This window comes from Candidatus Clostridium stratigraminis, assembly GCF_045310675.1.
GTDB lineage: Bacteria > Bacillota > Clostridia > Clostridiales > Clostridiaceae > Clostridium_AT > Clostridium_AT stratigraminis.
This window is the reverse complement of record NZ_JBJHZZ010000001.1, coordinates 251593-278491: the sequence shown is the minus strand read 5'-3', so window position 1 is coordinate 278491 and position 26899 is coordinate 251593. Positions and strand designations below refer to the sequence as shown.

The 26899-nt window shown below is 33.0% G+C and carries 30 protein-coding genes; 9 read left to right on the top strand and 21 right to left on the bottom strand.

What is annotated here, in order from left to right:
- Window positions 1-50: 50 nt before the first annotated feature.
- From ACJDUG_RS01460 to ACJDUG_RS01425, 8 genes are all read right to left on the bottom strand, one after another.
- A complete protein-coding gene (locus ACJDUG_RS01460) occupies window positions 51-821 on the bottom strand; it encodes an ABC transporter permease (protein WP_406768095.1) in 771 nt (256 codons plus the stop codon).
- Window positions 814-1764, bottom strand: coding sequence for an ATP-binding cassette domain-containing protein (locus tag ACJDUG_RS01455; protein ID WP_406768683.1), 951 nt, complete (start codon window positions 1762-1764; stop codon window positions 814-816). The genes ACJDUG_RS01460 and ACJDUG_RS01455 overlap by 8 nt, the downstream gene beginning before the upstream one ends.
- 16 nt (window positions 1765-1780) lie before the next feature.
- Window positions 1781-2485, bottom strand: coding sequence for a LiaF transmembrane domain-containing protein (locus tag ACJDUG_RS01450; protein WP_406768094.1), 705 nt, complete (start codon window positions 2483-2485; stop codon window positions 1781-1783).
- Complete coding sequence (locus ACJDUG_RS01445) at window positions 2475-2939, bottom strand: LytTR family DNA-binding domain-containing protein (protein ID WP_406768093.1); 465 nt, start codon at window positions 2937-2939, stop codon at window positions 2475-2477. The genes ACJDUG_RS01450 and ACJDUG_RS01445 overlap by 11 nt, the downstream gene beginning before the upstream one ends.
- A 226-nt stretch (window positions 2940-3165) precedes the next feature.
- A complete protein-coding gene (locus ACJDUG_RS01440; protein WP_406768092.1) occupies window positions 3166-3873 on the bottom strand; it encodes a hypothetical protein in 708 nt (235 codons plus the stop codon).
- Window positions 3873-4202 carry a PadR family transcriptional regulator gene (locus tag ACJDUG_RS01435; protein ID WP_406768091.1) on the bottom strand — a complete coding sequence of 110 codons (330 nt, stop codon included), beginning with the start codon at window positions 4200-4202 and terminating at the stop codon, window positions 3873-3875. Before ACJDUG_RS01435 ends, ACJDUG_RS01440 begins: the two co-directional genes overlap by 1 nt.
- Before the next feature lie 216 nt (window positions 4203-4418).
- Window positions 4419-5252: a methyl-accepting chemotaxis protein gene (locus ACJDUG_RS01430; RefSeq protein WP_406768090.1), complete on the bottom strand. Its 834-nt coding sequence runs from the start codon at window positions 5250-5252 to the stop codon at window positions 4419-4421.
- A gap of 128 nt (window positions 5253-5380) precedes the next feature.
- A complete protein-coding gene (locus tag ACJDUG_RS01425; RefSeq protein WP_406768089.1) occupies window positions 5381-6265 on the bottom strand; it encodes a hypothetical protein in 885 nt (294 codons plus the stop codon).
- Between the two features lie 233 nt (window positions 6266-6498).
- On the opposite strand from ACJDUG_RS01425, the gene ACJDUG_RS01420 reads away from it, so the two are divergent.
- The 6 genes from ACJDUG_RS01420 (at window position 6499) to ACJDUG_RS01395 (ending at window position 12840) form a co-directional block, all read left to right on the top strand.
- Entirely contained in the window at window positions 6499-7374 is an 876-nt protein-coding gene (locus tag ACJDUG_RS01420; RefSeq protein ID WP_406768088.1) for a PHP domain-containing protein, read from the top strand.
- A gap of 101 nt (window positions 7375-7475) precedes the next feature.
- Entirely contained in the window at window positions 7476-8540 is a 1065-nt protein-coding gene (gene rsmH / locus ACJDUG_RS01415; protein WP_406768087.1) for a 16S rRNA (cytosine(1402)-N(4))-methyltransferase RsmH, read from the top strand.
- A gap of 130 nt (window positions 8541-8670) precedes the next feature.
- Window positions 8671-9213, top strand: a complete 543-nt coding sequence (locus ACJDUG_RS01410; protein WP_406768086.1) for a LemA family protein — start codon at window positions 8671-8673, stop codon at window positions 9211-9213.
- 17 nt (window positions 9214-9230) lie between these two features.
- Entirely contained in the window at window positions 9231-10139 is a 909-nt protein-coding gene (gene htpX, locus ACJDUG_RS01405) for a zinc metalloprotease HtpX (protein ID WP_406768085.1), read from the top strand.
- 118 nt (window positions 10140-10257) lie between these two features.
- On the top strand, window positions 10258-10725 hold the full coding sequence (locus tag ACJDUG_RS01400; protein WP_406768682.1) for a 4Fe-4S binding protein: 468 nt from the start codon (window positions 10258-10260) through the stop codon (window positions 10723-10725).
- A gap of 147 nt (window positions 10726-10872) precedes the next feature.
- Window positions 10873-12840, top strand: a complete 1968-nt coding sequence (locus ACJDUG_RS01395) for a CoA-disulfide reductase (RefSeq protein WP_406768084.1) — start codon at window positions 10873-10875, stop codon at window positions 12838-12840.
- A 148-nt stretch (window positions 12841-12988) separates the two neighbouring features.
- On the opposite strand, the gene ACJDUG_RS01390 is transcribed toward ACJDUG_RS01395, so the two are convergent.
- The 11 genes from ACJDUG_RS01390 to ACJDUG_RS01340 form a co-directional block, all read right to left on the bottom strand.
- Window positions 12989-13624: an oxygen-binding di-iron domain-containing protein gene (locus ACJDUG_RS01390; protein ID WP_406768083.1), complete on the bottom strand. Its 636-nt coding sequence runs from the start codon at window positions 13622-13624 to the stop codon at window positions 12989-12991.
- A gap of 112 nt (window positions 13625-13736) precedes the next feature.
- Complete coding sequence (locus tag ACJDUG_RS01385; protein WP_406768681.1) at window positions 13737-15086, bottom strand: MATE family efflux transporter; 1350 nt, start codon at window positions 15084-15086, stop codon at window positions 13737-13739.
- A 270-nt stretch (window positions 15087-15356) separates the two neighbouring features.
- Window positions 15357-15863, bottom strand: a complete 507-nt coding sequence (locus ACJDUG_RS01380) for a hypothetical protein (protein ID WP_406768082.1) — start codon at window positions 15861-15863, stop codon at window positions 15357-15359.
- 147 nt (window positions 15864-16010) lie between these two features.
- Window positions 16011-17930, bottom strand: coding sequence for a M56 family metallopeptidase (locus ACJDUG_RS01375; protein ID WP_406768081.1), 1920 nt, complete (start codon window positions 17928-17930; stop codon window positions 16011-16013).
- An 11-nt stretch (window positions 17931-17941) separates the two neighbouring features.
- Window positions 17942-18316 carry a BlaI/MecI/CopY family transcriptional regulator gene (locus ACJDUG_RS01370; protein WP_406768080.1) on the bottom strand — a complete coding sequence of 125 codons (375 nt, stop codon included), beginning with the start codon at window positions 18314-18316 and terminating at the stop codon, window positions 17942-17944.
- A 112-nt stretch (window positions 18317-18428) separates the two neighbouring features.
- Window positions 18429-19268 carry a class I SAM-dependent methyltransferase gene (locus tag ACJDUG_RS01365; RefSeq protein ID WP_406768079.1) on the bottom strand — a complete coding sequence of 280 codons (840 nt, stop codon included), beginning with the start codon at window positions 19266-19268 and terminating at the stop codon, window positions 18429-18431.
- A 292-nt stretch (window positions 19269-19560) separates the two neighbouring features.
- Window positions 19561-19785 carry a VanZ family protein gene (locus tag ACJDUG_RS01360; RefSeq protein WP_406768078.1) on the bottom strand — a complete coding sequence of 75 codons (225 nt, stop codon included), beginning with the start codon at window positions 19783-19785 and terminating at the stop codon, window positions 19561-19563.
- A 52-nt stretch (window positions 19786-19837) separates the two neighbouring features.
- Window positions 19838-21229 (bottom strand): DUF4179 domain-containing protein, encoded by a 1392-nt coding sequence (locus ACJDUG_RS01355; RefSeq protein ID WP_406768077.1) that lies wholly within the window; start codon window positions 21227-21229, stop codon window positions 19838-19840.
- A 1-nt stretch (window position 21230) separates the two neighbouring features.
- Window positions 21231-21755, bottom strand: coding sequence for an RNA polymerase sigma factor (locus ACJDUG_RS01350; protein WP_406768076.1), 525 nt, complete (start codon window positions 21753-21755; stop codon window positions 21231-21233).
- 387 nt (window positions 21756-22142) lie between these two features.
- Entirely contained in the window at window positions 22143-23048 is a 906-nt protein-coding gene (locus tag ACJDUG_RS01345; protein ID WP_406768075.1) for a PhzF family isomerase, read from the bottom strand.
- 82 nt (window positions 23049-23130) lie between these two features.
- Window positions 23131-24102, bottom strand: coding sequence for a helix-turn-helix transcriptional regulator (locus ACJDUG_RS01340; protein ID WP_406768074.1), 972 nt, complete (start codon window positions 24100-24102; stop codon window positions 23131-23133).
- 112 nt (window positions 24103-24214) lie between these two features.
- On the opposite strand from ACJDUG_RS01340, the gene ACJDUG_RS01335 reads away from it, so the two are divergent.
- The 3 genes from ACJDUG_RS01335 (at window position 24215) to ACJDUG_RS01325 (ending at window position 25568) form a co-directional block, all read left to right on the top strand.
- On the top strand, window positions 24215-24694 hold the full coding sequence (locus ACJDUG_RS01335) for a GyrI-like domain-containing protein (protein WP_406768073.1): 480 nt from the start codon (window positions 24215-24217) through the stop codon (window positions 24692-24694).
- 96 nt (window positions 24695-24790) lie between these two features.
- Window positions 24791-25252, top strand: coding sequence for a phage tail protein (locus ACJDUG_RS01330; RefSeq protein ID WP_406768072.1), 462 nt, complete (start codon window positions 24791-24793; stop codon window positions 25250-25252).
- Between the two features lie 115 nt (window positions 25253-25367).
- The gene (locus ACJDUG_RS01325) at window positions 25368-25568 is read left to right on the top strand and encodes a hypothetical protein (RefSeq protein WP_406768071.1); all 201 of its coding nucleotides are present in this window, start codon (window positions 25368-25370) and stop codon (window positions 25566-25568) included.
- Here ACJDUG_RS01325 and ACJDUG_RS01320 read toward each other — a convergent pair.
- Window positions 25560-25805: a DUF4180 domain-containing protein gene (locus tag ACJDUG_RS01320; protein ID WP_406768070.1), complete on the bottom strand. Its 246-nt coding sequence runs from the start codon at window positions 25803-25805 to the stop codon at window positions 25560-25562. The two genes, ACJDUG_RS01325 and ACJDUG_RS01320, sit on opposite strands and share 9 nt — an antisense overlap.
- 107 nt (window positions 25806-25912) lie before the next feature.
- On the bottom strand, window positions 25913-26737 hold the full coding sequence (locus ACJDUG_RS01315; protein WP_406768069.1) for a class I SAM-dependent methyltransferase: 825 nt from the start codon (window positions 26735-26737) through the stop codon (window positions 25913-25915).
- Window positions 26738-26899 lie beyond the last annotated feature (162 nt).

Sequence of the window (26899 nt, the reverse complement as noted above, 5' to 3'; positions counted from 1 at the left end):
TGGGTTATTACTTGTTTTAATAAGTAATAACCCATATAGATGCCATTAGTTTATGCCCATTTACGCTTATAAACTAACATTGAAGCAATGTAGGAAACAATAAGAATACCTATACTCCACAGTATAGCAATCAAGACATTATTTCCCACAGGTACATTAAGGAATAAAGCCCGTACAGCTTCAATAATTGGTGTCATAGGCTGATGCTCCGCAAACACACGAAGGGCTTTGTTCATAGAATCAGTTGGCGTAAAAGCTGAGCTTATAAACAGCATAACTAAAATTATATATGCATACACTCCTGCACCTTCCGAACTATCTGCCAAAAGGCCGAATACTACAGCCAGCCAGGACATCGCAAATGTAAATAGCAGAAGTATACCAAGAGCAAGAAGCCAGCCCATGAAGTCTGTCTTTGGTCTAAACCCGGTTATAAAGGCAAATAATATGACTGTAAGAGAAGAAAACATATTGAAGGCTACAGAGGTTAATACATGTCCAGCCAATATGGAGGATTTTGCTATAGGCATTGAACGGAACCTGTCCACAATCCCCCTTTTGATATCCATGTTTAACCGCACAGAGGTATAGGGAGTGCCGCTTAAAATGCACATCAGAACAATACCTGGCACCACATAATTTGAATAATTTACATTTCCTGTATTCATTGACCCGCCAAACACATAAACAAACAAAAGCATCATCATAATAGGCATAGCAACTACTGTAATTAGCGTATCAATGCTTCTAAAAGCATGTCTAAGACAGCGTCCTGCTATTACAGACATATCTGAAATATCATCCCTGATTCTACTATACAATTGGGCCCCTCCTTTCTCTATTCTCACCTATTATAGTTAAGAAAACATTTTCTAAAGTAGGTTCTTTCTGTGAGAAGCTTACAGCGTTTAGTCCCGCAGCTTCTATACTGATTAAGATACTGGTTATTTCCTTGATGCTCCCATCTGTTGTTATAGATACTGAACATTCTTCCTCATTTAGGCTTGGTTTATAGCTATTTAAGAGCTTGAGCGCCAATTCAGCATCATTCTTTTCGTTAAATCTTAACTCCACATATCCATGGGGAACCAATTTTTTTAACTCTCCTGCGGTTCCTTCAGCTACAATTTTCCCTTTATCAAGTATGGCAATCTGATCAGCAAGCTCATCTGCTTCGTCAAGATATTGTGTTGTTAGAAATACTGTTATACCTCTACTGGCCAAATCTTTAATTATCTTCCACATAGAAAGCCTGCTCTGGGGGTCAAGCCCCGTGGTAGGCTCATCTAGAAATAGTATAGGCGGATTACCCATTAGGCTCATTGCAAGATCCAGCCTTCTTCGCATTCCACCGGAATAAGTATTTACTCTCCTATCTGCTGCATCTGACAATTGAAAGCGTTCCAATAATTCATCTACCATTTTATTTACATTAGGAAGATGCCTGAGCTTTCCAATCATTCGTAAATTCTCTCGTCCTGTTAAAACATCATCTACTGCTGCAAACTGGCCTGTAAGACTAATTGCTCCCCTTACCTTACGTGGTTTCATAGCAGCATCAAAACCGCAGACCTGTATACTTCCCTTGTCAGCAGAGAGCAGGGTAGATAGAATTTTAATAGTTGTTGTTTTCCCCGAGCCGTTAGAGCCAAGCAGTGCAAAAATGCTGCCCTTTTTAACTGTAAAGTTAATTTTATCAAGTACCTTTAGGTTTCCATAAGACTTTTCAAGACCACTTACTGAAATAGCTGTATCTGTTTGAATCAAAGCTTCCACCTCCTTAAATATAAAATATTTTCACATCACCTAAAACTACTTTACCAGTAAGTGTAACCTTAGGTGCATTTCCCGGAAGATTAGTTGGATTGTTATGATATTTTACTTCCCCTAGATATGAATGAAGCTCCTCATTTAATCTCCAATCCTTTGGAATATACAAATTAATGCTTCCTAAATTGCAGTCTATAAATATTTTTGCACCCTCTGAACTAATTTTAACTTGGTCAAAATACACATCCAATACCCCAAGATTTGAGATAAACTGTCCTCCATGTAAATCATCAGAATGAACATACTTGCTGGCTGAATTTAAGGATACCTTTACGTAAGGATTATTATTATCAATATTCTCACTAGCATGATTAATTTTCTCTGAACTATAATAAAAATGTAATTTCTTCTTTTTACGTTTTGGAAATAATAAGCTAAAACTTATACTTATTAAAAGTGCTGAAGAAATTAAAAGCCAAGGTGAAATATAAAAGAGTTTAAGTGGTTTGCTGTATATAATATAAAGTATTGATAACGGTATAAAAGTCCCGAAGTATTCTAGTCGTAAGAGGCTGCTAATGGCTAAGGCTGCAAGAAAAACCGATGCCAAAATGCTTGTAACGCTAATTCCAAGAAAGAACCAAACTTGGCTTAAGATAACAAATATTGCCGATAGTAAAAAGAATACTCCCCAAAACCAATTTCTATTTTTCATAGTTACTCCTTTCATCTAAACGATGTTTAAATTCGCTGTAGTAAGATCTGGAAACATACACATGTTTATGACAGTCATTAAAGTTTATAAGGCTGGAAGCTGTAATATTGCGAGTAATAGAATATACATGCCTAATATTTACTATTGCAGACTTAGCTGCTCGTACGAAATACCTTGGAAGAATACCTTCTAATTCGTATAAGCGGTATTTTACAGTATAGGCTTCATTTGAAGTATGGGCATAAATATGCTCACCTTCAGTTTCGAAGAATAAAATATCTTCAAGTGGAAAATAAAACTCCTGATTCTTTTTATAAAAAGTAATTTTAGTTTTGCTTAAAGACTGTTCTAAAACATAATGGTGTATTTTCTCTATTGTATCGTCTACCCGCGGACATCGTATTATCACCTCATCCTCTTCCAAATCATTAATTATCTCAATGCGTATTTTCACCTTATCACCTGCCTTACTAAAATTATATAAAGTTTTGGCCTACATTAAAAGACTTCCTCATTTACAGGTTATATAAAAGTGGTAAGAGGTAAAAAAATGGGGGTAAAATACTATTTTCACCCCCACAAATATAACTTTATTTATTAAAAACTAAAACAATGTCATTTGCCCATCAATTTAACTTTGTTACTAAAACTAAAAATAAGTTTAATAATCTTGTATATAATTAGTTATCGCTCCAATTGTATTGTTTAGCAAGCCTTCTGAGATAATTATTACGAAGAAAATAAGACAACATCAAAAGAATAGTCATAACTGCTAAGGGAACCCAGCCTATAACCTCAAATAAGACAACCTGTCTTAAAGAAAAGCTATTATTTAAAACTTTCAAAAAAAGAGGTATACCAAAAACAATCCAAAAGGGAAGTGATTTTTTTATTTTACTTTCAAATTCAGTTCTCCCACTTAAATAATTTCCCAAAGGTATACCTATGAGGGCCCAAAGGAGATAGTTAATGCTGTCAAGAAGATTTATCTTCAGAGTAAGCGGCCAGGAATTATAAACGCCGTAGATAGTAACCCCATAATAAACTGTTAAATTAAAAAGTACCCATGGCAAGGTAAGGCTTACAGCTTCTTTCCAGTCTTTATTTCTTCCATTATTAATAATTTCCTCGCAAAAGGAGTTCATATCATCTCCTATTACACTATTCAAATTCTCTCCTCTTTGTTCTGCTTCTAGGGCCATCCCTATAAAATCCTTCCTAGAGGTTTGTATATCAAAGGCCGAAAGCTTTGAAGCAGAAAGACGTCTTATAAGCTTCTTAAGGATACTTTTATCTTCATCTGACAGATACACAGCTCTTAATTTATTTTCCTTCACCAGAATATCAAATCCATTGGAATTAAACACACTATTAAAATAATTACCCATTATTCTTCCCCCAATCTTAAAATAGTATTAACGGTACCAGATACACTGTGCCAACACTCTGTAAAATCATACAAAAGGTTTCTTCCTGCTTCCGTAAGAGAATAATATTTTCTGCTTGGTCCAAGTGGAGATAAGCGAAACTCCGATGAAATGATTTCTTTTTTTTCTAGTCTTATAAGAAGCGGATAAATGGTACCTTCCTTTACATCCTCAAAGCCGAATTTTTGAAGGGTCACGACTATTTCATAGCCATAGGTGGGCTCAACACTTATAATTTTTAAAATACACCCTTCTAGTGTCCCCCTCATCATTTGAGATTTATCATACACTATTCATCGCCTCCCTTGTAGTACATAGTAGTTCTTAACTATATTGTACCACAAGGTAGTAATAAAGCAATAGTTTTCCCAAATTTTTCTTATTTAAGTTATGTAATACTTAAAATAAAGGATTTATTATATTAAAACGCAAATTTAGAGGAGCGACATAAATTTAATGTCACTCCTCTTCTTTTATTTAAAACCTTAATTATATATTATTTTTTTTTATAACCTTTTTGAAAGATCTTCTAAAACCTGCGCAGTAGAAGTCAATTCCTCTACGGAAGCCTTAATTTCCTCGAGGGCAGCTGCCTGACTTTCTATTGATGTGCTGGTTGTATTAACTTTTAGTGCAATGTTTTTAACAGAAGTTTCAATATTATTTAAAACATATTCAATTTTTTTAATAGATTCACTGCTTGAACCAGCTAGTTTTCTTATTTCCTGAGCTACAACCCCAAATCCCCTGCCTAACTCACCAGCCCTTGCTGATTCAATTGCTGCATTAAGCCCCAGCATATTAGTTTGACTTGAAACACCTTGTATAAATTTAATTATATCATCTGTTCCTCTTGTACTCTCCTTGGCAGCATTTACTTCATTCTCAATGTCTACATTTGAATCCACTACATTTTGTATATCTGAATTAATATTTTGGAGTGCCGCAGATATATGTTGAAGAGAAGCTAATAGGTTTTCAGATAAAGCTGAAATCTCATTTCTTCTTTGCAAACTTTTACCTGCAAGAATAACACCTATTGTATTCTTTTGATTATCAATTATTGGTATTGCATAGGATTTAAAAGGAACTCCATACACTTCCCTAGGTATATCCTTTATAATTACCTTTCCAGACTTTAATGCAGCTGCAGCTGCCCCTTCTTCTGGAATAGAATCGCCAGGCTTTGCATTGATAGGTAGTTTTTCGCAGTTCTGCACTAGTAAGTACTTTTGTGTATCTGTTACTCCAAATGAAATATCATCTTCAAAAAATATTGGAAGGTATTGCATAATTTCCTCAAAGGATTGCAATACGCCCCCATTTGATCCATTATCCATAGTTACACCTCATTCTTTAGTTTTATGCAATGAAATTATTATGCTTTATTTATCGCATAGCTATCACAAAACTTAAGGTGTATATCTGCTATTACTTTCTTACTAATTAAATTCTTAAGCCCATTATATTAGAAGGACTTGTAATTAGAAATTGGTCCAATTCTTCCAATAAATAGTTCATTTCTATTTACAGTGCCCTTGAATGCACTTTCAGTATTATCGCTAAAGTATTCTACCTTATAGGCAATTCCATTAGTAGATTCTTGAGTTGACCAGTACTTAAAGCCTACTATATTTCCCTTGTCATCCCTAACCCAATTAATAAATACTGCAGAATGGCCTGACATTGTTCTGCTAAAATCTATAAAATCTCCTGCTTTTGCATCCTCAAGTCTTTTAATTTGAGTACCAAGTCCATATTTGACAATTGCCCCTGCCAGTTGATCCCCGTCTGACTTAGGTGTTCCTTCTGCATTATACCAGGTCAGCATAAAATCCTTCATATTATTAATAGTCATGTTATTGAAGTTATCTGTAGATATACCAGCTTCCTTGTTTCTTTCCTGCATTGCCTTAAAGAAAACCTCATAGGTTAATCCTACACAATGGCTTGATCTGCTTCCATCCGGGTCAGCCTTTGCCATTATAGAACCCTTATAAATAATATTTTGAGTTACTCCATTATAATGATCATAATCGGTATTTAAAAGATAAGGATATTTACCCCCTTCATAGGACGGTATAACCTTTAACACGTAATTGTTTAAGTCTGAACTAAGAGCCATTGCTTGCACATCAGCTTTTGCTTCATTAGCCTTAGCAGAGGAAATATCTTTAGAATTATCATTTCTTACAACCTTTGGCTCAGAAGTATTGACCTTAGCTGGCTTATCAGTGGAATTACCTAACTTTGCAGCTTTTTTTAAAGCATGTCCCGAGAATGTAAAGAAAATTACTGCAGCAAGTACAATTATTACTAAACTACATATAGTTATTTTAGTCTTAAAAAGCATTTGACTTCTCCTTATAACTTAATTTAAAACTTATATTAAGTTTAAATTTCTAGACAAGCCTTTTCAATGGAAAATAAAGCATGTACTACCTAGCATTACATACAAAAACTACGTTATTTGTGTTAGGTTTATTGCAGCATTTTGAATTAGACCTTTTTAGTTATTGCCTTAAACATATAAAGTTATATAAAATATATATATAAATAGAAATACAAAAGAGGAGCTGTATAACTATGATAGATCTACACTTACATACAACTACGTCAGATGGTTCAGATGAACCTAAAGATATTCTTATTAAGGCAGAGCAATTAGGGTTAAAATATATATCTATTACAGATCATGATTCAATTGGAGCTTATAAAAAGCTAAAGGATATAAATATACATAACTACTATGAGGGAAAGCTTATTCCTGGCTGTGAGTTTTCTGCTGTCCACAATGGAATGCCAATTGAAATATTAGGATATGGTATAGATTTAGACGTAATAAATTCAACAGGAATTGTTTCAGATGAAAAATTTTATGAAAGAGAAAATACCTATCTAAAAAAATTGATGGAAGTTTGTAGAAATCTTAATCTTAAATATAGTGACAATTTATCAATTAGAGGAAAGTATTTTGCAACTCAAATAATGCATGCAGATCTAAGGAATTATCCTGAAAACGAAAAACATCTTGATAAAGCTATATGGGAAAGTCTTAATGCATTTTACAGAACTTGCGTAAATAATCCAGATAGTCCATTTTTCCTGAACCAAATGAAAGATTGTCTTACTGTAGAAGAAACTGCTGCCCTCATAAAAAAAGCAGGGGGCAAATCATTTCTTGCTCATCTTTATGGATATTTCGCAGAAAATCATGAAGATTTTCTTAATTCAATAATATCCTTAGATGCTCTTGATGGCATAGAATGCTATCATTCTCTGCATTCAGTTGAAAGAACAAAATTTCTGCTTAATTATTGCAAAGATCATAATCTATATGCATCTGGCGGAAGTGATTATCATGGAAAACTCAAGCCTAATGTTAAAATGGGAGAAAGTATAATTAATTCTAAAATTCCCTATAATATATTAGAAGAATGGCTTCCAAGTAATGTGTTATAGGAAGCCAGAAACTAAACTGATGGTGTTGCTTTAGCAAATTGTATCTGCTATCATATATCTCGTAAAATGAATACAAAAATATATATAAATGAGGGAAGAGAATGAGCCCAGATAACATATTAGATAAGAAAGAGTCCAAACATCAAAGACGTACTCGTTATAAAGGTACTCATCCTAAGAATTATAAAGAAAAATATAAGGAACTAAATCCAGAGAAATATGCTGATGATATTGCAAAGATTATTCAGAAGGGCAATACTCCTGCGGGTATGCATATTTCCATTTGCGTGAAAGAAATATTAGAATTTCTACAAATTACACCAGGCCAAATTGGTTTAGATGCAACCCTAGGGTATGGCGGCCATACTTTAGAGATGCTAAAATGTTTAGATTCAAAGGGGCGCTTGTATGCAATTGATGTAGATCCTCTTGAATTGCCACGTACCAGAGATCGTCTAGAACGTTTGGGTTATGGCCCCGAAATTTTAGAGATTAAGCAAATGAACTTTTCTGATATAGATCAAATTACATCCAAATCAGAGTCCTTTAATTTTATATTGGCAGATTTAGGTGTTTCTTCTATGCAAATAGACAATCCTGAAAGAGGGTTTACATTTAAGGCTGAAGGGCCATTGGACTTAAGACTTAATCCGAAAACGGGTACCTCTGCAGCAGATCTTTTAAAAGAACTGACACTATTTGAAATAGAGGATATGTTAATAGAAAATGCAGACGAGCCTCATGCAGCAGTAATCGCCCGCGCTATACTGTCTAGCATAAAAAAAGGAATTGATATAACGACAACAACTGGCCTCCGAAATATCATCAAAGATGCTCTGAAATATGTTCCAAAAATCAAAGAGAATGATATAAAAAAATCCTGCCAGAGAACCTTTCAAGCCCTCAGAATTGATGTGAATAATGAGTTTGAAGTGCTTGATGAATTTTTAGAAAAACTTCCTAATGTGCTTGCTAAAGGTGGGCGTGTTGCCATACTAACCTTTCATTCAGGAGAAGATCGCCGAGTTAAAAAATCTTTCCAATACTTTTTTCGTGAAGGCATTTATTCGGAAATAGCAAAGGAGCCAATTCGTCCATCAGCTGAAGAATGTCGTGCTAATAGCCGTGCAAGCTGTGCTAAATTACGATGGGCAATCAAAGCTTAGAATGTAACTTTGGAGCAGCATATTAATTTACACATTATTAACAAATTCAACATAGTTGTTTCACTTTCATCATATATTATTGATACTATTCTAAAAGAAATTTTTAGATAAACAAAATGGAGGGATTAATATGCAATATGCAATAATCATTATAGTAGCACTTATAATACTTTACTTAATAGGTGGATATAACAGTCTTGTAAGACTAAGAAACTATGTAAATGAGTCATGGTCTCAAATAGACACGCTATTAAAGAGAAGATACGATCTAATACCAAACCTTATTGAGACAGTTAAAGGATACATGAAATACGAGGAAAAGGTGCTTACTGAAATAGTGCAGGCACGAAGTATGCTTATAAGCGGAAATAAAGAAGAAGCAATAGATGCAAATAATATGATAAGCCAAAGTCTTAAGTCACTTTTTGCCGTTTCAGAGGCATATCCTGATTTGAAAGCAAACAAAAATTTTCTACTTTTGCAGGAGGAGCTTTCTGGTACTGAAAATAAAATAGCCTATGCTAGGAAGCATTATAATGAGGTTGTAAGACAATACAACACAAAAGTTGAAGTGTTTCCAAGCAATATTATAGCTGGTATCTTTGGATTCCAGAAGAATGTCTATTTTGAAGTAAAAGAAGAGGAAAAAGAAGTTCCAAAAGTTCAGTTCTAGTAAGGAGAATGATTAAAATGCTGCTTGAAGAACAAATACGCAGGAATGATCGTAAAACTATTATTTTATTAATAATATTTGTAGCTATTTTATCATTAATAGGTTTAGCAATTGGCAGCTGGTGGGGTTCTGAGTCAGGAGGCCTGCTGTTTGCCTTGATAATAGCTTTAGTCTACTGTTTAATATGTATAAGTCAAGGTAAGAACATGGTTATGTCTCTTGCACATGCCAGAAAAATCGAAAAAGAAGATAACCCCTTTTTATGGAATACGGTTGAGGGAATTAGTATTTCAGCAGGAGTTCCAATGCCAGAAGTATATATTGTTGACACAGATGTACCAAACGCATTTGCAACAGGCTACAAGCAATCAAATGCTGCTGTTGCTGTTACCAGTGGAATACTTAATAAACTAAACAGAGAAGAACTTGAGGGCGTAATTGCCCACGAAATGTCCCATGTTAGGAATCGTGATATACGTACCTCTACCATCGTTGTTGCCCTTGGAGGGGTATTAATAATTCTTAGCAGGGTATTCTTAAGGATGGGTTTTTATTCAGGCTATGGAAGAAGAAATAGCAGAGATCGTAAGAATGACAATGGTGGAATTGGAGCAATTTTACTTATATTTTCTTTAATATTTGCAATACTAGCTCCAATAATAAGTTCTCTCATTCAATCTGCAATTTCAAGACAAAGGGAATTTCAAGCTGATGCTACAGCGGCACAGCTTACAGGCTATCCTGAAGGTCTTGCCTCAGCTTTAGAAAAGATATCAGAATATGAAATAAACGATAGGCAAAAGGAAGCTCTCGGTGGGAAAGAGCTTATGGGTCTCTATATTTCAAACCCTTTTGCAGAGGGCCGAAACTGGTTTTCAACACATCCACCAACAGAGGAAAGAATTAAGCGCTTAAGAAGTATGTAATATAATATAATTTTTCTAGTCAGCCAGCTTTTTTTCACTGGCTGTTTTTATTTTTTGCATTACTAGAAGTATTCACAAATCTATCACACTTCCCCCAAATTTCTATCATTAATTACAAATATTATATATATGTCTCTTTGGAACACTACAAGAACTTTTTTCACTTATAGGAAGTAAAATCTTTCATAAAAGATTTGTTATTCCTTCAAAGGTAGACAAACCTTTAAGATATATAAAATATGTTGCGCTAGTTATTACAATAATATTTGCATGGAAAACTGCAGGCTTATGGGCAGATCCATATGATCCATGGGCAGCTTATGGGCATATATCAGCTGGCTGGCAATCATTATCTAGTGAATATTTAATAGGTTTAATATTATTAGCTGTTACAATAATAGGTTCAATGCTCTACGACAGATTCTTCTGTAAATATCTTTGCCCTATGGGTGCTGTGTACGGCATCTTCTCTAAGCTTAGCCCTTCAAGAATTGTCCGAGAAAAAGACAAGTGCATAAAAAATTCCTGCTACAGTTCCAGAATCCACAAAGTTAAAGGACGTAAAGAACTTTGTAGATGGCTTTGAAGTTGAGACTGCAAAAGAAAAGCTTGAGGAAAAGTAAAATCATTAGACATTGGTAATATTAATTCTATATTGACAAAAACATTATTATATAATAATATACTTATATACTAATGTGATTAATTTACCGTTATAAAGGGAGGAATTTCTATGAGTAAAAAAATATTAATTGTTGGCGGTGTTGCAGGTGGTGCCTCTGCTGCTGCTCGTTTAAGAAGATTAGATGAAAATGCTGAAATTGTAATGTTTGAGAGAGATGAATATATATCTTTTGCTAATTGTGGTTTACCTTATTATATAGGTGAAACAATTAAAGACAGGGATAAACTTTTAGTACAGACACCTGAGGGTATGCATGATAGATTTAATATAGATGTAAGAATAAATAGTGAAATTGTAGGTGTTGACCCTTCTAAAAAGATTGTTAAAGTAAACTCTAAAGATAAAGGAACCTATGAGGAAAGCTACGACTACTTGGTTTTATCTCCTGGTGCAAAGGCAATTAAACCAAATATTGAAGGTATAAATAGCGATAAAATATTAACTTTAAGAAATATTCCTGATACAGATAGAATAAAGGCCTTAGTTGATAAGAAGGACATCAATAATGTTGTGGTTATAGGCGGCGGATTCGTAGGAATTGAAATGGCAGAGAACTTAAAAGAAAGAGGTCTTAAGGTTACCTTAGTGGAAGCTGCGCCTCACATACTTGCACCTTTTGATTCAGACATGGTAGTTATTGCTGAAAAAGAACTTACGGAAAATGGTATAGAGCTTATTATAAATGATGGTGTAAAATCATTTATAGATACTGATAAAAATGTCGAAATTAATTTAAGCAGTAATAAAAAAATCACTGCAGATTTAGTTATTTTAGCAATTGGAGTTGCCCCTGACACAAGCTTTTTAAGAGAAAGTGGGATTGAGCTTGGAGCTAGAGGCCATATATTAGTTAACAATAAATTGCAGACAAATTTTGAAAATATTTATGCAGTTGGTGATGCTATTGAAGTAGTAGATTTTATTAATAAGCAAAATGCTACTATACCACTAGCTGGTCCAGCAAATAAACAGGGAAGAATTGCTGCAAACAATATTGCTGGGTTAGATACAATCTATAAAGGTACTCAAGGCACATCAATTATTAAAGTTTTCGGATTAACGGCAGCAAGTACTGGAAATAATGAAAGAACCCTAAAAAGATTTAATATACCTTATAAAGCAATTACTATTCATCCAGTTTCTCATGCTTCCTATTATCCTGCAGCTCTATCACTATCATTAAAATTATTATTTAATAATGATGGCAAAATATTAGGTGCTCAAGCAATAGGTTATGATGGCGTTGACAAGCGAATTGATGTTATTGCTTCAGCTATAAGACTTGGAGGAACTGTTTTTGACCTTACAGAACTTGAACTAAGTTATGCTCCACCATTCTCCTCAGCAAAGGATCCAGTCAATATGGCAGGTTTTGTAGCCGAAAATGTCATTACAGGCAAAATGGATGTTATTACTCCTGAAGAGTTTTTAAATTATGATAAAGAAAGCACTATTCTTTTAGATGTGCGTACTGAAATGGAATATAATAATGGTCACATTGAAGGAGCCTTAAATATTCCTGTTGATAATTTAAGAGAAAGACTAAATGAATTAGATAAAGATAAAGAAATAATTGAGTACTGTCAAGTTGGTTTAAGGGGCTATGTTGCTGCTAGAATTCTTTCAGAAAATGGATATAGGGTTAAAAATGTAACTGGTGGATATAAGAGCCTATCAGCCATAAACTATGTACCAAAACATCAGAAAGAAGAAAGTATTAATTCTAAAAAACAAATCATAGATCAAGACACACAACGAGTAATAGCAGAAGCAGCAATTGACACTTCAAATTACGATAAAAGTATAGATGTTTGCGGTCTTTGCTGCCCTGGTCCACTTGTACAAGTAAAGGCATCTATGGATGACTTAAGAGCAGGTGAAATTCTTAAAGTAACCTCTTCTGACCCAGGTTTTCATGATGATATAAAATCATGGTGTGAGAAATCTAAGAATGTACTAATTAATATAAGTAAAGATAAAGGAAATGTAATTGCCTTTATTAAAAAGAAGAATTGAATACAAAAAAGGCATGAAGATCTATGTTAGACTTTCATGCCTATCAATTTAATTTTATTACTAAAAAGAGATCACTTATATGAAAAAAGCCATTGTGTAATTCACAATGGCTTTTCTATCTCACGTTTTATCAACAAATTCCAAAATATTAAAACTTCATACATGTACCATGTCCAGCTGCCACAAACTTAGGCTTAAATTTTAATAATGTCTCTTGAAGTTTTGCTTTTGCTTCTTTATCTGGCACTTGAAAAGCTGTTATATTCTCAACTTCACTTTGCCAGCTTCCCTCCTTAACTATTCCAGATGCTTTCCCAAATTCGAATACTAAATCACTGCTAAAGAATATTCCACGCTTGTTTTCTATAAGCAGCAAGCCTTCCCATAGATGAACTTCTGAAGGATATCCAATGAATTCAAATTCAGAGTCCTTACAAATAATTTTTTCTCCAGGTGCCTTTGCTACAGCATTATTAATAATTCCAAAGCCTCTTAACTGATTTGCAGTTTCTCTTGAGCATATGGTAACTGCATCTGGAAAATGCTTTAGTACATAAGCAAGGCCGCCGCACTCATCTGATTCGAAATGAGATACAAATATATATTTTAATTTTCTTTCACCTAAAACCTCTTTTAACTGCGGGAGTAAAGCTTCTGCCGCCTGAACACTTCCTGTATGTATGAGCATTGGCTCCTCTCCCATTAATAAATACTGATGAAAGGAAAGGTCAATAGCTGGAACATAACTTGAGAACTGATATAAATCTTCATATATTGCTGACATTATAAAACCTCCAATCTATTACTTATTATAGCAATTATATAAATAGTGAATTTATTAGTCAATTATAAAAGCATTTTTTGATTAGAATAATCATTAATATAGTTATACCGCCTTATATACCAACAGCCTTAGCCGCTTGCACTATAGGCTTACGAATCTGACGACGTGCATATAAGTATATAATAACCTGACCAAGGCCAGCCAAGGCCCAAGTAACGGGATAGCAGAGAAAAAGCATAATTTCTGTAGGATGCCAAGTAAAGATTGTAGCCAGCCAAACAATTCGCATAATACATGCACCTACCAGAGTGCAAAGCATAGGCAGAATAGAATAACCCATTCCGCGGGTAAGTCCCGGATATACATTCATAATTCCACAGGTGAAGAATGCAGCTATCATAATATTTAATCTCAATATTCCCAGTTTAATTACCTCAGGGTCTGAGGTGTAGATTCCAAGCAGGGGCCTTCCCAAAAGCAATATGGCACCGCCCAAGAGAATCCATGTGGCGAAAATTAATACCGTGCTCACCTTTGCTATTGTGTCAATTCTATCATACTTTTTCGCACCCATGTTCTGTCCAGTAAAAGCAATGGCCGCGTTATAATAGGCATTCATTGTGGTACCTATATAATTTTCCACATTTCCTGCAGCGGCACTTGCTGCTACCATAGTGGAGCCGAAGGAATTGACTGCTGATTGGATAAGAACATTGGAAATAGAGAATAAAAGTCCTTGCATACCTGCAGGTAGGCCAATCCTAACAATGTCTTTCAGTTTAGTTCTATCAATATGCATCTTCTGAGGTATGAATCGTATTGCACCGTCGCACCTGTACAGACACATCATAATAAGCAAGGCAGATAAATACTCAGAAATGACTGTGGCAGATGCCACTCCTGCTACATTCATATGCAGCACTATCACAAAGAACAGATTAAATATCACGTGTAATGTACCAGTAATGATGAGGTAGTACATTGGACGGCGGCTATCACTTGCAGCACGAAGAATGGCAGCAGCGAAGTTATATACCATTGTAGCAGGTGTGCTAATGAAGTAAATTTTCATATACAAAACTGAGAGGCTTATAATATCTTCTGGTGTACCCATCATACTTAGCAAGGGTCTACAAAAAACAATACCCACCACCATAACAATCAGTCCACCGATTATACTTACAGCTATTGAAGTGTGAACAGACCTGCTTACAGCCTCTCGATTATTAGCACCGAAGTCTTGAGCCACAATTACGGTAGTTCCTACTGATAAACCCATAAATAAGGTAATGATGAGGTTAATGAGTGAACCTGTTGCGCCAACAGCCGCCAGCGCCTTGCTTCCAGAGAAACGTCCTACGACTACCATATCAGCAGTATTGAACATCAACTGAAGGATATACATTGCCATGATGGGCAGAGCAAAGATCAATATCTTATTAAATAGCGGACCACTACACATATCCATATTACGTTTTCGTGATGTCATAGAATATTCGCTTCCTTTGCATTGATTTAACTATAATTTATCATTTAATAACCAAGTTACAAAAAATAATCTTTAATTTCCACTTTATATTTTAATACAAGCTATTGGCTAAAACAACTTCAAATTAAGTATTTGAAAACTAATACTTTATATGTACTGATATATGTCTTCACAAATTAAAAGGTGCTAAATCTATTGAATTTAGCACCTTTTTATTGCTTTACAATATATGAATATTGTTTATTATTTCAGCTTTAAATAGTCTCTTAAATAAAAAACTTTATCATTTGGTCTATCCCAAATGTCTTTCCATGTAACTTTATATCTAAAATCTTCTAATTCATTTCTTAATTCATCAACAGATAAGTCGATTAAGTATATTTCAATATTTTCAGCGTATTCTTTTCCATTTCCATATTCTAGAGAACCCCCACCGAGTATCTGTATTTTCTTGTTGTCTTTTAGATATTGTTGGAGAATATCTCTTTCTATTTTTATATTATTCCTTACTCCTAATGGTGCGGTAACTTTTATTTCTATGTTTATATGCTTAAATCTTTCAATATCCTTATTAGGGTACATTACCTGTGCATTATTTAGTATCCTTGTATAATCCTCATTACTTACTGTATTAATCTCTGCTGTAAAATCTATTTTTGGTTGAATAAAGGCTGAAAGATAAATAGTAGCTATTACGATGAAAAGTAACAGCATTCCTAATAAAATATATAGCACTCTTTTTTTATTCATTATATCCCACATTCCTTTTACCATTTATTATGTAGCATTTACTCGGGTATTTACGCCATTAATTGCTTGAACATCCACTTAAGATTAGATCTTTTTAAAACTCTCAATAGATTAATAAGTTTTTCTCTCGGCTCGATTATGAATATTTTAATTAATGTCCTTAGTTATATTTCCGTTATCACCAAACACCTTGTAATTAATGTCGTAAAATTTAAACTTTTCTTCAGATTGAAGATTACCCGGAAAGCTCAGCTTATTAAATAATTCATCCTTGTTACCTACAGCCTTGATACTTATAGTTTCTTTGGTTGACACTTTTCTACCGTCTACTAGAATATATCCTGGCTCTGGAGTATCCTCAAATACAGTTTTATTGGTTATTAACTGATCATTAATGTATATTTCTTTCGTAGTATCTAATGAAAGTAGTTTAATTAAAGAATTCATTTCTCTTTTACCAGCAAATACAGTTGAAGTTTTATCATTTCGATGCAAATTTAAGATTATCCCTGAGTTTTTATACACTTCAACTGGCTTGTCAGTTTCTAAAACTTGGGTTTCTCTTGAATCTATACTTTCTCCTATTTTAACGCCTATTCCACGTGATTTTAACTTATTTACATCACTATTATCTTTTAATAAACTATCTAATGGAATATTCTTATTCCATATAGCCTTAATAACAAATGGAGATTTGTACTTATTACCATTTATTTTAATGAATTGAGCAACTGCACTTATTTCGCTACTGTCACTTATCTGTTCTCCATTTACAGATATTTTAACTGCATTTAAGTTTTTTAGCTCATTAGTTATACTCTTAATATCATCAGCGCTAACTATATAAGGACACGAATTAGTGAAAAATGAATTTCCTTTAAGTTTGTTAATCTCATCCATATTATCTGTTAATGTAATAGAAAGTGATTTAGTTGACATAACATTAATATTTTTTTTAGCTTCACTGCTCGCGTTATTTAGAGCACTATTAGAAGCATCAATCTTTGCAATTTTATTAGTTAACCCCACAGTCGCGACTATCAAAATGATCACTATTCCTATAAATATTGAACCAATGGATATCTTTCCGTAGTTCGATATCATTTTTATCCTCCTCTTTAAATCATTTTTCTTCATTATAATAGGAGTACCTCCTGGAAGCCACATAGGTCTATTCACTAATTGCAAAACATTTATAATAGTATTTCCATAAGCTTTATTTTCTGAATTATCCAAGTAGGACAGTACTGTATTATCACAGAACATTTCACAGTCCTTTTCCATAGTGCTTAACCCAAAAACTATTAATGGATTAAACCAATGTATGGTTTTAAATATAGCCCTAAGCCAAGAAATAATAATGTCTTTCCTCTTAATATGGCATAGCTCATGAATAAAAACGTATTTCAATTCCTTCTCAGTAAGATTCATTGCAATTATATTTGGAATTATAATTATGGGGTTTAGAATGCCAAACAATGATGGGCTGCTTATTTGATCTGTAAAACCTAGCTGTATTTTTTGCTTAATATCTACAATTCTCTTAGCTTCCTCTAATATGCTATTTACTTTTTCATTATCTTTTGCGCTGCTTAAGATAATTTTCTTTATTTTTATTAAACCTGCAATTGTATGTGCAAAGGCTAAGGCTGCTCCAACAACCCAAATGATAATAAAGATTTTCTTGTAATCAATTTTGATATAGGATATATTTTGGGTAGGTGTGGTGTCTTTTCTTTCGATGCTTTTAAATTCTAAATTATTATTGGTAGTTTTATCTGAATAAATCTCATCTCCATTATTTATAAGAGCCTCGGGTGTTTTTTTATATGTATTTTCATAAGCATTAGAGATGTAGGAAGGATTTATAACATTATATATGCTAATTTTGCTTTCAGGTCCGAATGGCATTATTAACTTAATAATAAGGAGGAGCCATATATAATAATGAGCAGTGACACTAAGCTTTTTCCCTAATGCTTTTTTTACAAGCATTATAATTATTACAAGTAAACTGCCTGCTAATGTGGCTTCTAATATCCAATCTGTTATACTTATATTATTCATATGGTTTCATCCTACTCCTGTGATTTATCCAATATCTGTCTTAGTTCTGCAATATCATTTTCAGAGAGCTTATTAGACTTCACAAAATTTAATATCATAGAGTTTATGGAACCATCAAATACCTTCTTAACAAAAGATTCGCTTTCAGCTTTAATACAATCTTCTTCCAACACAAGAGTATAATAAAAGTATTCCTTACCGACCTTCTTAAAGCCAATTGCCTGCTTCTTAAGCAGCCTATTAATAAGACTCTTTATAGTGCTTGGCTTCCATTCTGCATTATCTTCAAGATTCTCAACTATTTTATTGGCTGTTATATTTGGATTACTCCATATGATTTTCATAACTTCCCATTCTGCATCTGATATTCTTGGTGTTTCAGGCATCTTCTCACTCCTCATTCCGATTACATTTGTAATTATAATTTAATTTTACAATTGTAATAGGTAAATGTCAACACTAATGGTAAATTTTATTAGTAGCTGTTAAAGAAGCAATTTAATGGGCTTTCTCTACTACATAAATTATATTCATTCCGCAGTCAAGAGTTCCTGGTAACTTTGTAAATTCAATCTCTTGCTTAACAATAAGCTCCCATAACTCTTTATCTTGTCTTGAAATTTCTAATGCGTCATTTCTTGATTGAGAAAATAAACCTGCCGAACTTTTTTCTACAACTTTTACTGGAAAATTTGAAAAGAGAGTATCCATTTCAGAACTTCTCATCATATGCACATAGTGCTTACTTGGGACTGGATAATGTTCTTCATCTTGAACCCCTGTATCAAATAACCATTTAGTTGCTTCAATTCCAAATAAGTTTTTTTCCTCATTGATACCATCTAAACAAAATAATGATGAACCTATGAAACTCATGACTCCGATAACCAGTTTGCCTCCCGGTCTTAATACTCTAAGCATTTCTTCTATCCCGGTTAGTTCCTTTTCTAACAAATAGTTAATAACACCTCCTATGCAAACTACGCAATCAAATGATTCATTTTCAATGGTTGGCATATTAACTATATCTAATATGAGAAAATCTTTAATACGATTGTACAATGATAATTCTTTCATCTTTTCTTTATTAAATCCAATTTGATGAGATGATATATCGGCAACAGTAAGTTCTTTGCACATATTTACAATATCTTTCGTATATCTGCCAGACCCTGCTCCAATCTCAAATACGCAATCCGATGGTTTTATATATCTCTTTAAAATATCTAAATGAACATGATATAAAAGTTCTCCCTGTGCGTCCCTTTCAAGCCTAGTCCACTCTCTGTCGCCATAATTGTCATAACGATTTCTTGGTATTTCGGGGTTGTAACTCATGAAAACATCTCCTTTTAATGTTTAATAATAAAATATCTGTAATGTCACAAATGTCACCTTCATTCATACAACCACCTCCTATACATTAAAGCTTTCTTTAGTACATATTTTGCTAAAAGTTGTAATTACTTTAATATATAAATTATACAACTTATGGAATAAAACGCCAATAAAAAAGCCTATGATCATTATGATCACAGACTGCTTAACAATTGATTTAGTATTTTTAAAGGGAACTATATAGAGTTCCCATAGTTTGTCTTTGATTACGTTTATTCACTATATATGATTATTATAAAACATCTACAACGTTTATTTTAGTGAAATATTTAATCAAATAATATATACCGAAGCCCAAAAGTGAGCCTAAAATATTAAGGATTAAGTCATCAATATCACATGCTCCTAAATAAAATATTAATTGTATTACTTCTATAATCAGACTTACGCCAACTGAAATTAAAAAAGTATTTTTTATCTTATTGCACTTTTTAAATATATTACAATTGCCCACCATTAAAGAAAATTACTGAATAGCTCACGTTATTTGTAGTATCATTGATTTTTAATTATTTTATATCAATTTCAGCTCTTTGTTCTAATACTTCATCGTATGTAGCAAATGCTAAAACACAATTTGTAGTTTGTTTTGATGCATCTCCTAAAAATCTAATTTCATATGTGTTTTTACCTACAACATAAGCCGCTGCAGCGCCATAGGCATCAGGCTTAGTCTTAGCCTTGTCCTTATGATATATAGTTATTCCTCCTTTATCAACATAATCCTGAATAGATAAATCCTTTGCAGTTATAGTAAATACATAATATTTGTATTTACTACTTTCACTAGGTGGAATTGTTGAATAAGTTTCTTTTAAGCTAATACTATTTATTGTTATTTCTTTGCCAGGACCTATTGTTACAGTTTTAGGAAAGTTAGTATTTAAATTAACATATGTAAAGTTTTTGTATTCTTGGGGATAATAATATTCAATTATTTTTTGATTTGCTACAACCTTTTTTATGATTGTATCCTTTGATACATTGTATACAGTTATAACTTCTGTCTTTTCTCCTTTTTTTATTTCATACATTGTTTGCTGAAGTTCAGTTCCATTATTATCTATCAATGAAAAGTTATTATAATCTATATTAGTAGGATTAAAGTTATCATAGTCTACTGTAAGGGTTGCAAAGGTAGATGATTGAGCTAATCTACGTACATTTGCTTTCCCCGAACTGAAATTAACCACTTTATTTAAATCTGTGAGTTTTGAATCCTTTGCCAGTTCATTTTTATCAAGAGTCATATTAAATGACCAATTACCTTTCCTCCATTCCAATTCCGTAAACTTAATTGAAACATTAAACTTATCCGCTAGCTTTTCTTCACCACTAATAAGAAACATTTCTACAAACTGCACTGTATTGTTATCAATAATTTGTGTTGCAATCACGTTGTCGCCAACAAAATCTGTAGTTTCGCCGTCTATACTTATATTACCCACGATTCTGAACTTGCTATTATGTGGAATATCACTTTTTACCTGGTATACAGCATATAATGCTGTGCCATCATAAGCAATTTCTTTCATTGATACAGAAATACCGTTATCAGTGGAAGTTTGACCTACAGCTATAGAATTATTCTGTACATTACTTATATCAGTTTTGTTTGCACTATTCTGAAATACTTTGTTAAAAAGAGACTCCTTACCAAGGATTCTAGAAATAGCTGCTGCTTGCTCAGCTAAAGCTGGAAACGCTGTTCCCAAGCCAATGGTTATTGCTATTAATATAGACGCTGCTATTGAGCCACCCCTCATCCATCTCTTAAATTTTTGCCTTTTTTCTATCTTATTTAATACTTTATTAATGCCATTTGAAATTTCTTCTGGAACCTCTAAATTTTCATTAGAGTTTAGAAAGTTTTTTATTTCGAAATCAGAGTTTTTATCCATACTATATAACACCTCTCTCCTTATAATCTAATAATTGTTTCAACTTAGCTCTTGCCCTTGATAATCTTGATTTTACAGTACCTTCGGGAATTCTTAAGCTTTCAGCTATATCACATATGCTCATATCCTCAAAGTAGAAAAGAATAATAGGGAGCTTCATTTCTTCTCCAAGCTTCTGTAAAGCCTCATCAATTTCAATTTTATCTATTTTTATATCTTCAATTTCAGCCTCACTACTTAAACAATCTATGTAAGATGTTGTTTTTTGCCTATCAGAAATAAGGTTATTGCAGCAATTAATTAGAATTTTAATTATCCATGTTTTGAAGTATTCTTCCTTTGATAAATTCCGTATACCTTTGAATGCTCTTAAAACCGCTTCTTGAATACAATCAAGTGCATCATCATCATTCCCCATTATTGCTTTTGCCACTCTATACATATCCTTTTCAAAGAGTTTTATTAATTTAGAGAATGATTTGCTGTCCCCTTTTTTGGCAGCTTTAACCAGTTCAATATAATCCATTTCCTTCCCCCAAACGTTTATCAATATAATTTTAAATATTTATCTACTAATTAGACCTATAAAATAATCCTTAGGTTCCCAATACTATAAAAAAATTATAAATCTTTTTAGCCTGATTATAAGGCCAAAATATAGTACATTATATACTTATTGAATAAATATCTTGATAAACGAAGTCCATACCTATATTGGATATGGACTTCAATATTATCCAATTTTTTTCTAAATTAGACCGTAATAATTTACAAATCATAATTACTTTAATATATAAATCATACAACTTATGGAATAAAATCACCAATAAAAAAGCCCATGATTACAAAGATCATAGACTACTTAATAATTGATTATATGGGAAGTTATTTCCTTAACTTTCAAGGAAGCGTATCATATAGTTATTTCAGTCTTGAATACAATCACCGCATTTCCAGAAACCTTAATTTCAACCGGTTCTTTATCTTCTATTTTAACCTCGACTTCAATAATTCCAGATCGTTTTATAGCTTCACCCTGCTTAGCTTTAAATTTAAACAAAGAATTATTGCGTTTAACAAGATTATGGTGGACTAAATATGCACCTAAAGGACCATTTGCATTACCAGTTACAGGGTCTTCATTGATGCCTATTGCTGGTGCAAACATTCTACCATGTATTAAAATATCATTATCCTTCGAATCATTGGTGAAAACATAGTATCCATTACATCCAATACTCTTACTTAGATTGGAAAGAGCATCATAATTAGGGTGCAATCTATTTAAAGTTTCTATATTTTTTATACCAATCATAACCTTAGAATGACCCGTTGATACAATCTGAATTTTATAGTTTTCTAGTAAATCACTATTTTTTAAATTAAGTGCTTTTAAGAGTTCTTCTTTATTTATGCCATCAATAATGTTACCAAATTCAACTTTACCCTGTGTCATAACAATTTTATAATCTTCATTTTCCCTTATTATATCTACAGGTAGAATTCCTGCACCTGTTTTATGATAAACTCTTGAGGTATTAAGCTGATTTTCAATAGCTCGGATATAATGGGCAGCTATGGTAGCATGCCCACAAATAGGCACTTCATTTGTTGGAGTAAAGAAACGTAAATGCACGTCATACTCTTTGTTATCTGAAGAAAATATAAAGGCAGTCTCGGAATTATTAAGCTCCCTAGCAATTTTCTGCATTTCAGAATTAGATAACCCATCTGCATTTGTTATTACTCCCGCTGGATTTCCAGTAAATTTATCCTTTGTAAATGAATCAATTTGATATAAATTATATTTTCTTGTCATAATTTTTCTCCTAACCATATTGTGAATTTATATATTTTATTCCATTATTGAGTTTATGATAATTAATATTAGATTTATATAATTAATTATAATTTAGCTTAAATGCATATACAATATCTCTTAAACCTTCTAAGACTTCTTTAGGCACTTCCCTAACTTTGATATCCTCACCTAGAAAAAGCAGCCAGTTTGTTATTTCGGCCAATTCACACCTGTCATTAACATTGATAAAAGTCTTTAAAATAGCTGTGGTTTGGTAAGGATTCGTATAGGAAATTGAAACTTTTAGAGGATGATACTTTTTAAACTGGGCAATTGCTTTTGGTCCAAGTTCAAGAACAAGGTTAATAATCTCTTCCCTCTTACTTAGCTCTTCTAATATCTTTTTCCTACTTAATCTTTTTTTTACATCGTAAGGTTTCACATCTATGATTTGATCCATGTCAAAAATCTTTTTCTTTTCTTCCTTTAAGTCTAAACCTTCAATAATCCAAAGGCTTTTTTCATGATAAAGATGCAGGAGATAAATTGGGTAAGGCTTTATTACCTCCCCTTCTTTCATGGTAATTAATAAATACCTATCCATAAGAAGGATTTCAATGAGTTTTTCTAACATTGGATGAGGAAGGTCTGAAAGCTCAAGTAGGTCCGGATTATTAGGGTTGGTCCCCTCAAAAAGCAAGATTTGGTTTAAAAGCACAAGATCATCCTGCTGGTTTTCAGAGATGAGCCCTAGTAATTTTTCAGCTAATGATTGACGGCTTTTTAGATAAGGAAGCTGCTGATTCCTTGTAGCCATAAAGGCAATAAATAGTGCTTTGACCTCATTATCAGTGAAGCGGACATCAGGCAGAACAGAGTTGTGCATGACAAAATAACCCCCATCCCTTCCAACTTCAGCCACAAATGGCATTCCCATATCCTCAATTTCTCTGATATCTCTAATAGCTGTGGAACGAGAGATATTAAATTCTTGCATAATTTCTGAAATTGTAAAATGTGCCCGATTGTTAATATACCTCATGATTATATTAATTCGTTCAACTTTTTTCACGGTGCCCTCCTAAACAGTATCATTTTATGACACGATTTAAGAATATTATATACTTATCAAGTGAAGAATATAAAGTAATTTGACTAATTTTAAAAAAAGGAAGGTTTTGAATATGGCAAATTATACTCTAGAAGAAAAAGAAAGCTTTAAAATCGTAGGTTTTGGAACCGAGCTTAAGAGCCATTACACTGATTTCGCAGGCTTAAATAGGGAGAAGGCAGATTTTTGGCTATCTGTAAGGCAAGATGGAAGGCTTGATACTTTAAAAGCCTTAGCTGCAAATGACTACGTTTTTGCTGTTAATGAAGCGGTAAATAATAAAATGATGCACTATGCTGGCGTCATGACAGAGGCATCGGCACCAGAAGAAGCTAGAGTTATACAATTTCCTAAAAGCGAATACCTAGTTGTTAAAGGTGAAGGAAAAACATCCCAAGAATTAAATAATATACTTGCTGGCATTGCCTTTGGTCAAGTGCTGCCAGCAGCAAGTAATTTTGCCTATGTTGGCGGCCCAAATGCAGCTGTAGAGATGGGTCAGCGAAATGGCTTAGTTTTTGGTGAAATATGGATTCCTGTTGTAAGGAAATAAAAGGAGGTTAAAGTCCTAAATGGACTTTAACGGGTAATTTATGAGCGGAGCGAGTGGGTTAAATTACCCCGTGTTCCGACTAAAAGGAGGAAAGAAATGTCCTATATTGTTGATTTTAAAAATGTATCTACTGTAGGCTTAGAGTCTTCACCTGCTGCAGAAGCGCTTGCAGGTTTACGTGCTAATGAAGCTCGCTACTATATGAACAAATATAAGCATGAATTTACTGTTGTACCGGCTAGTGAAAGCCAAGAAACTCTTGATTATGTAAATCAAATTTTGAAAGAACGTAATATTGAATTCGCGGCAAAGCCTTTAGAAACCTCTCGGTTTCAAGTGGAAAATATCAAATTTGCCTACGTATTTTACGAGGACGGCCTTGCTATTAACGTCATGTATACGGTTGATGATCCATCGAGGCGAGCAGTTGGTTTAAAGCTTTCTGAGGGTATGGAGATACCAAAGGAGTTAGAAGGTAAGTTTAAGTTTGCTAGGCAAAAGTCTAAACTAGCTGGAACAATTAGAGGTTCGTTTTTCGTAATCAAAGGAGAATATTAAATGCTAAATAAAATAGCTCTAACAGCTTCTGTTAGAGCTATTTTATTTGCAGCTATTGAATTTTATTAAAATTTATCATAATATAATATAAATAGATAGTTAGGAGATGAGGTTTATGAAAAAATCAAAGCAGAAAATCACTAAGAACTTAAGCTTTTCCATCGATGTCAATAAGGTTAACCTTAATTGTCGGAAATTTAATTCAAGTGAAATTTCAAGGGGAACAGGAATTGAAAAAAATAAGAAAGGCAAAGGTTCATACACCCGCAAGCACGTCAAATTAGATGATGATTCTTGCGGGTTATTTTTAACTTAAAATCCAAGCTTTAGCATCATTGATATTCTTAAAGGTTCTAAAATCTTTTCCCTTATTAGACTCCAGAATCATTTCCTTAAATCTCTCATTAAGCTTTACTTCTTCTTCAATAATAAGAGCAGCTTTTACATGGTAGTTTATGAATTTCTGTAAGATAATGCCTGCTAGTCCAGCTCTAAGATTAAAGAACTCTTCAGATAGCACATTAGAATTTAGTATTATTTTGTAAATATACAATCAAAAGGAGTTTTGTTATGAAGCTGCAGCATAAAATAGCATTGTTATATCAGTTATTAGAATACAGATAGAGCGCAGTCCAAGGGACTACGCTCTATTTATAAAGGCTATGCCAGTTTTTTAGGTTTCTTAGCTATAAACATTCCACTTACTTTAGGTATATCAATGCTTCCTTCTCTTAATATTATATTATTTATGTATTCATAAAAGTCTTTTATCCTGTTCTCTGTCATTATATCCTGTATGTTTACATGACCTTCAAGCGACAGTACATAATCTGCTAAAGGCTTTGCCTCTGTTACATGGAGAGAATCTTCATAAACTAGCTTTTCAACTGAATCAAAGTGTTTAGATAGCTGCTTAGCTCCATTTTCTAATCCGAATTCATTTGCAACAGAAAAAGACGTATAATCAAGTCGAGAATCAAAATTCATAATTAAATCTTTAAGTCCTTTCATGTTATAGCCGCTATTAGTAGTAGCATAAAAAACTCCATTTGATTTAAGTATCCTTGCAATCTCACTTAATGCTAAATCTCTATTTTGTACATGGTAAAGCATATGATTGGCAATAGCACAATTAAAGGAGCTGTCTTCATATTTAATGTTTTGTATGTCCATAATAGAATAATCTATTTGTTCAATTCCTAATAGATTATCCTTTGCCGTACTTAACATACCTTCAGATAAATCTGTAAGAGTTACCTTAATATCCTTTGGCAGCTTATTTCTATTACTTGCCCATGTAGTTCCATTCCCGCAGCCAAATTCAATAACAATATCATTTGGCTTAAACATATATTGATCAAATACCCAACTTTCCCAACCATATTTATTTGTGCTGAAACCTTTATGCAAAGCTTGTCTAGCATATAAATTTTTGTCTGAATTATACTGAAGTCTTACAATATCTCTGTCATTTGCTCTTGACATATAATCACTCCATTCTATTATTCGACATTAAAATAAAAGTAGCTTTCATTCTTTGAACTATTCCATTTGCAGCTGCAAAGATATTATACCATATATTTACTTTCGCTAACTTTATTAAATTATTAATTATTATTTTGTACAAGAAACTTACTGTAGCTTATG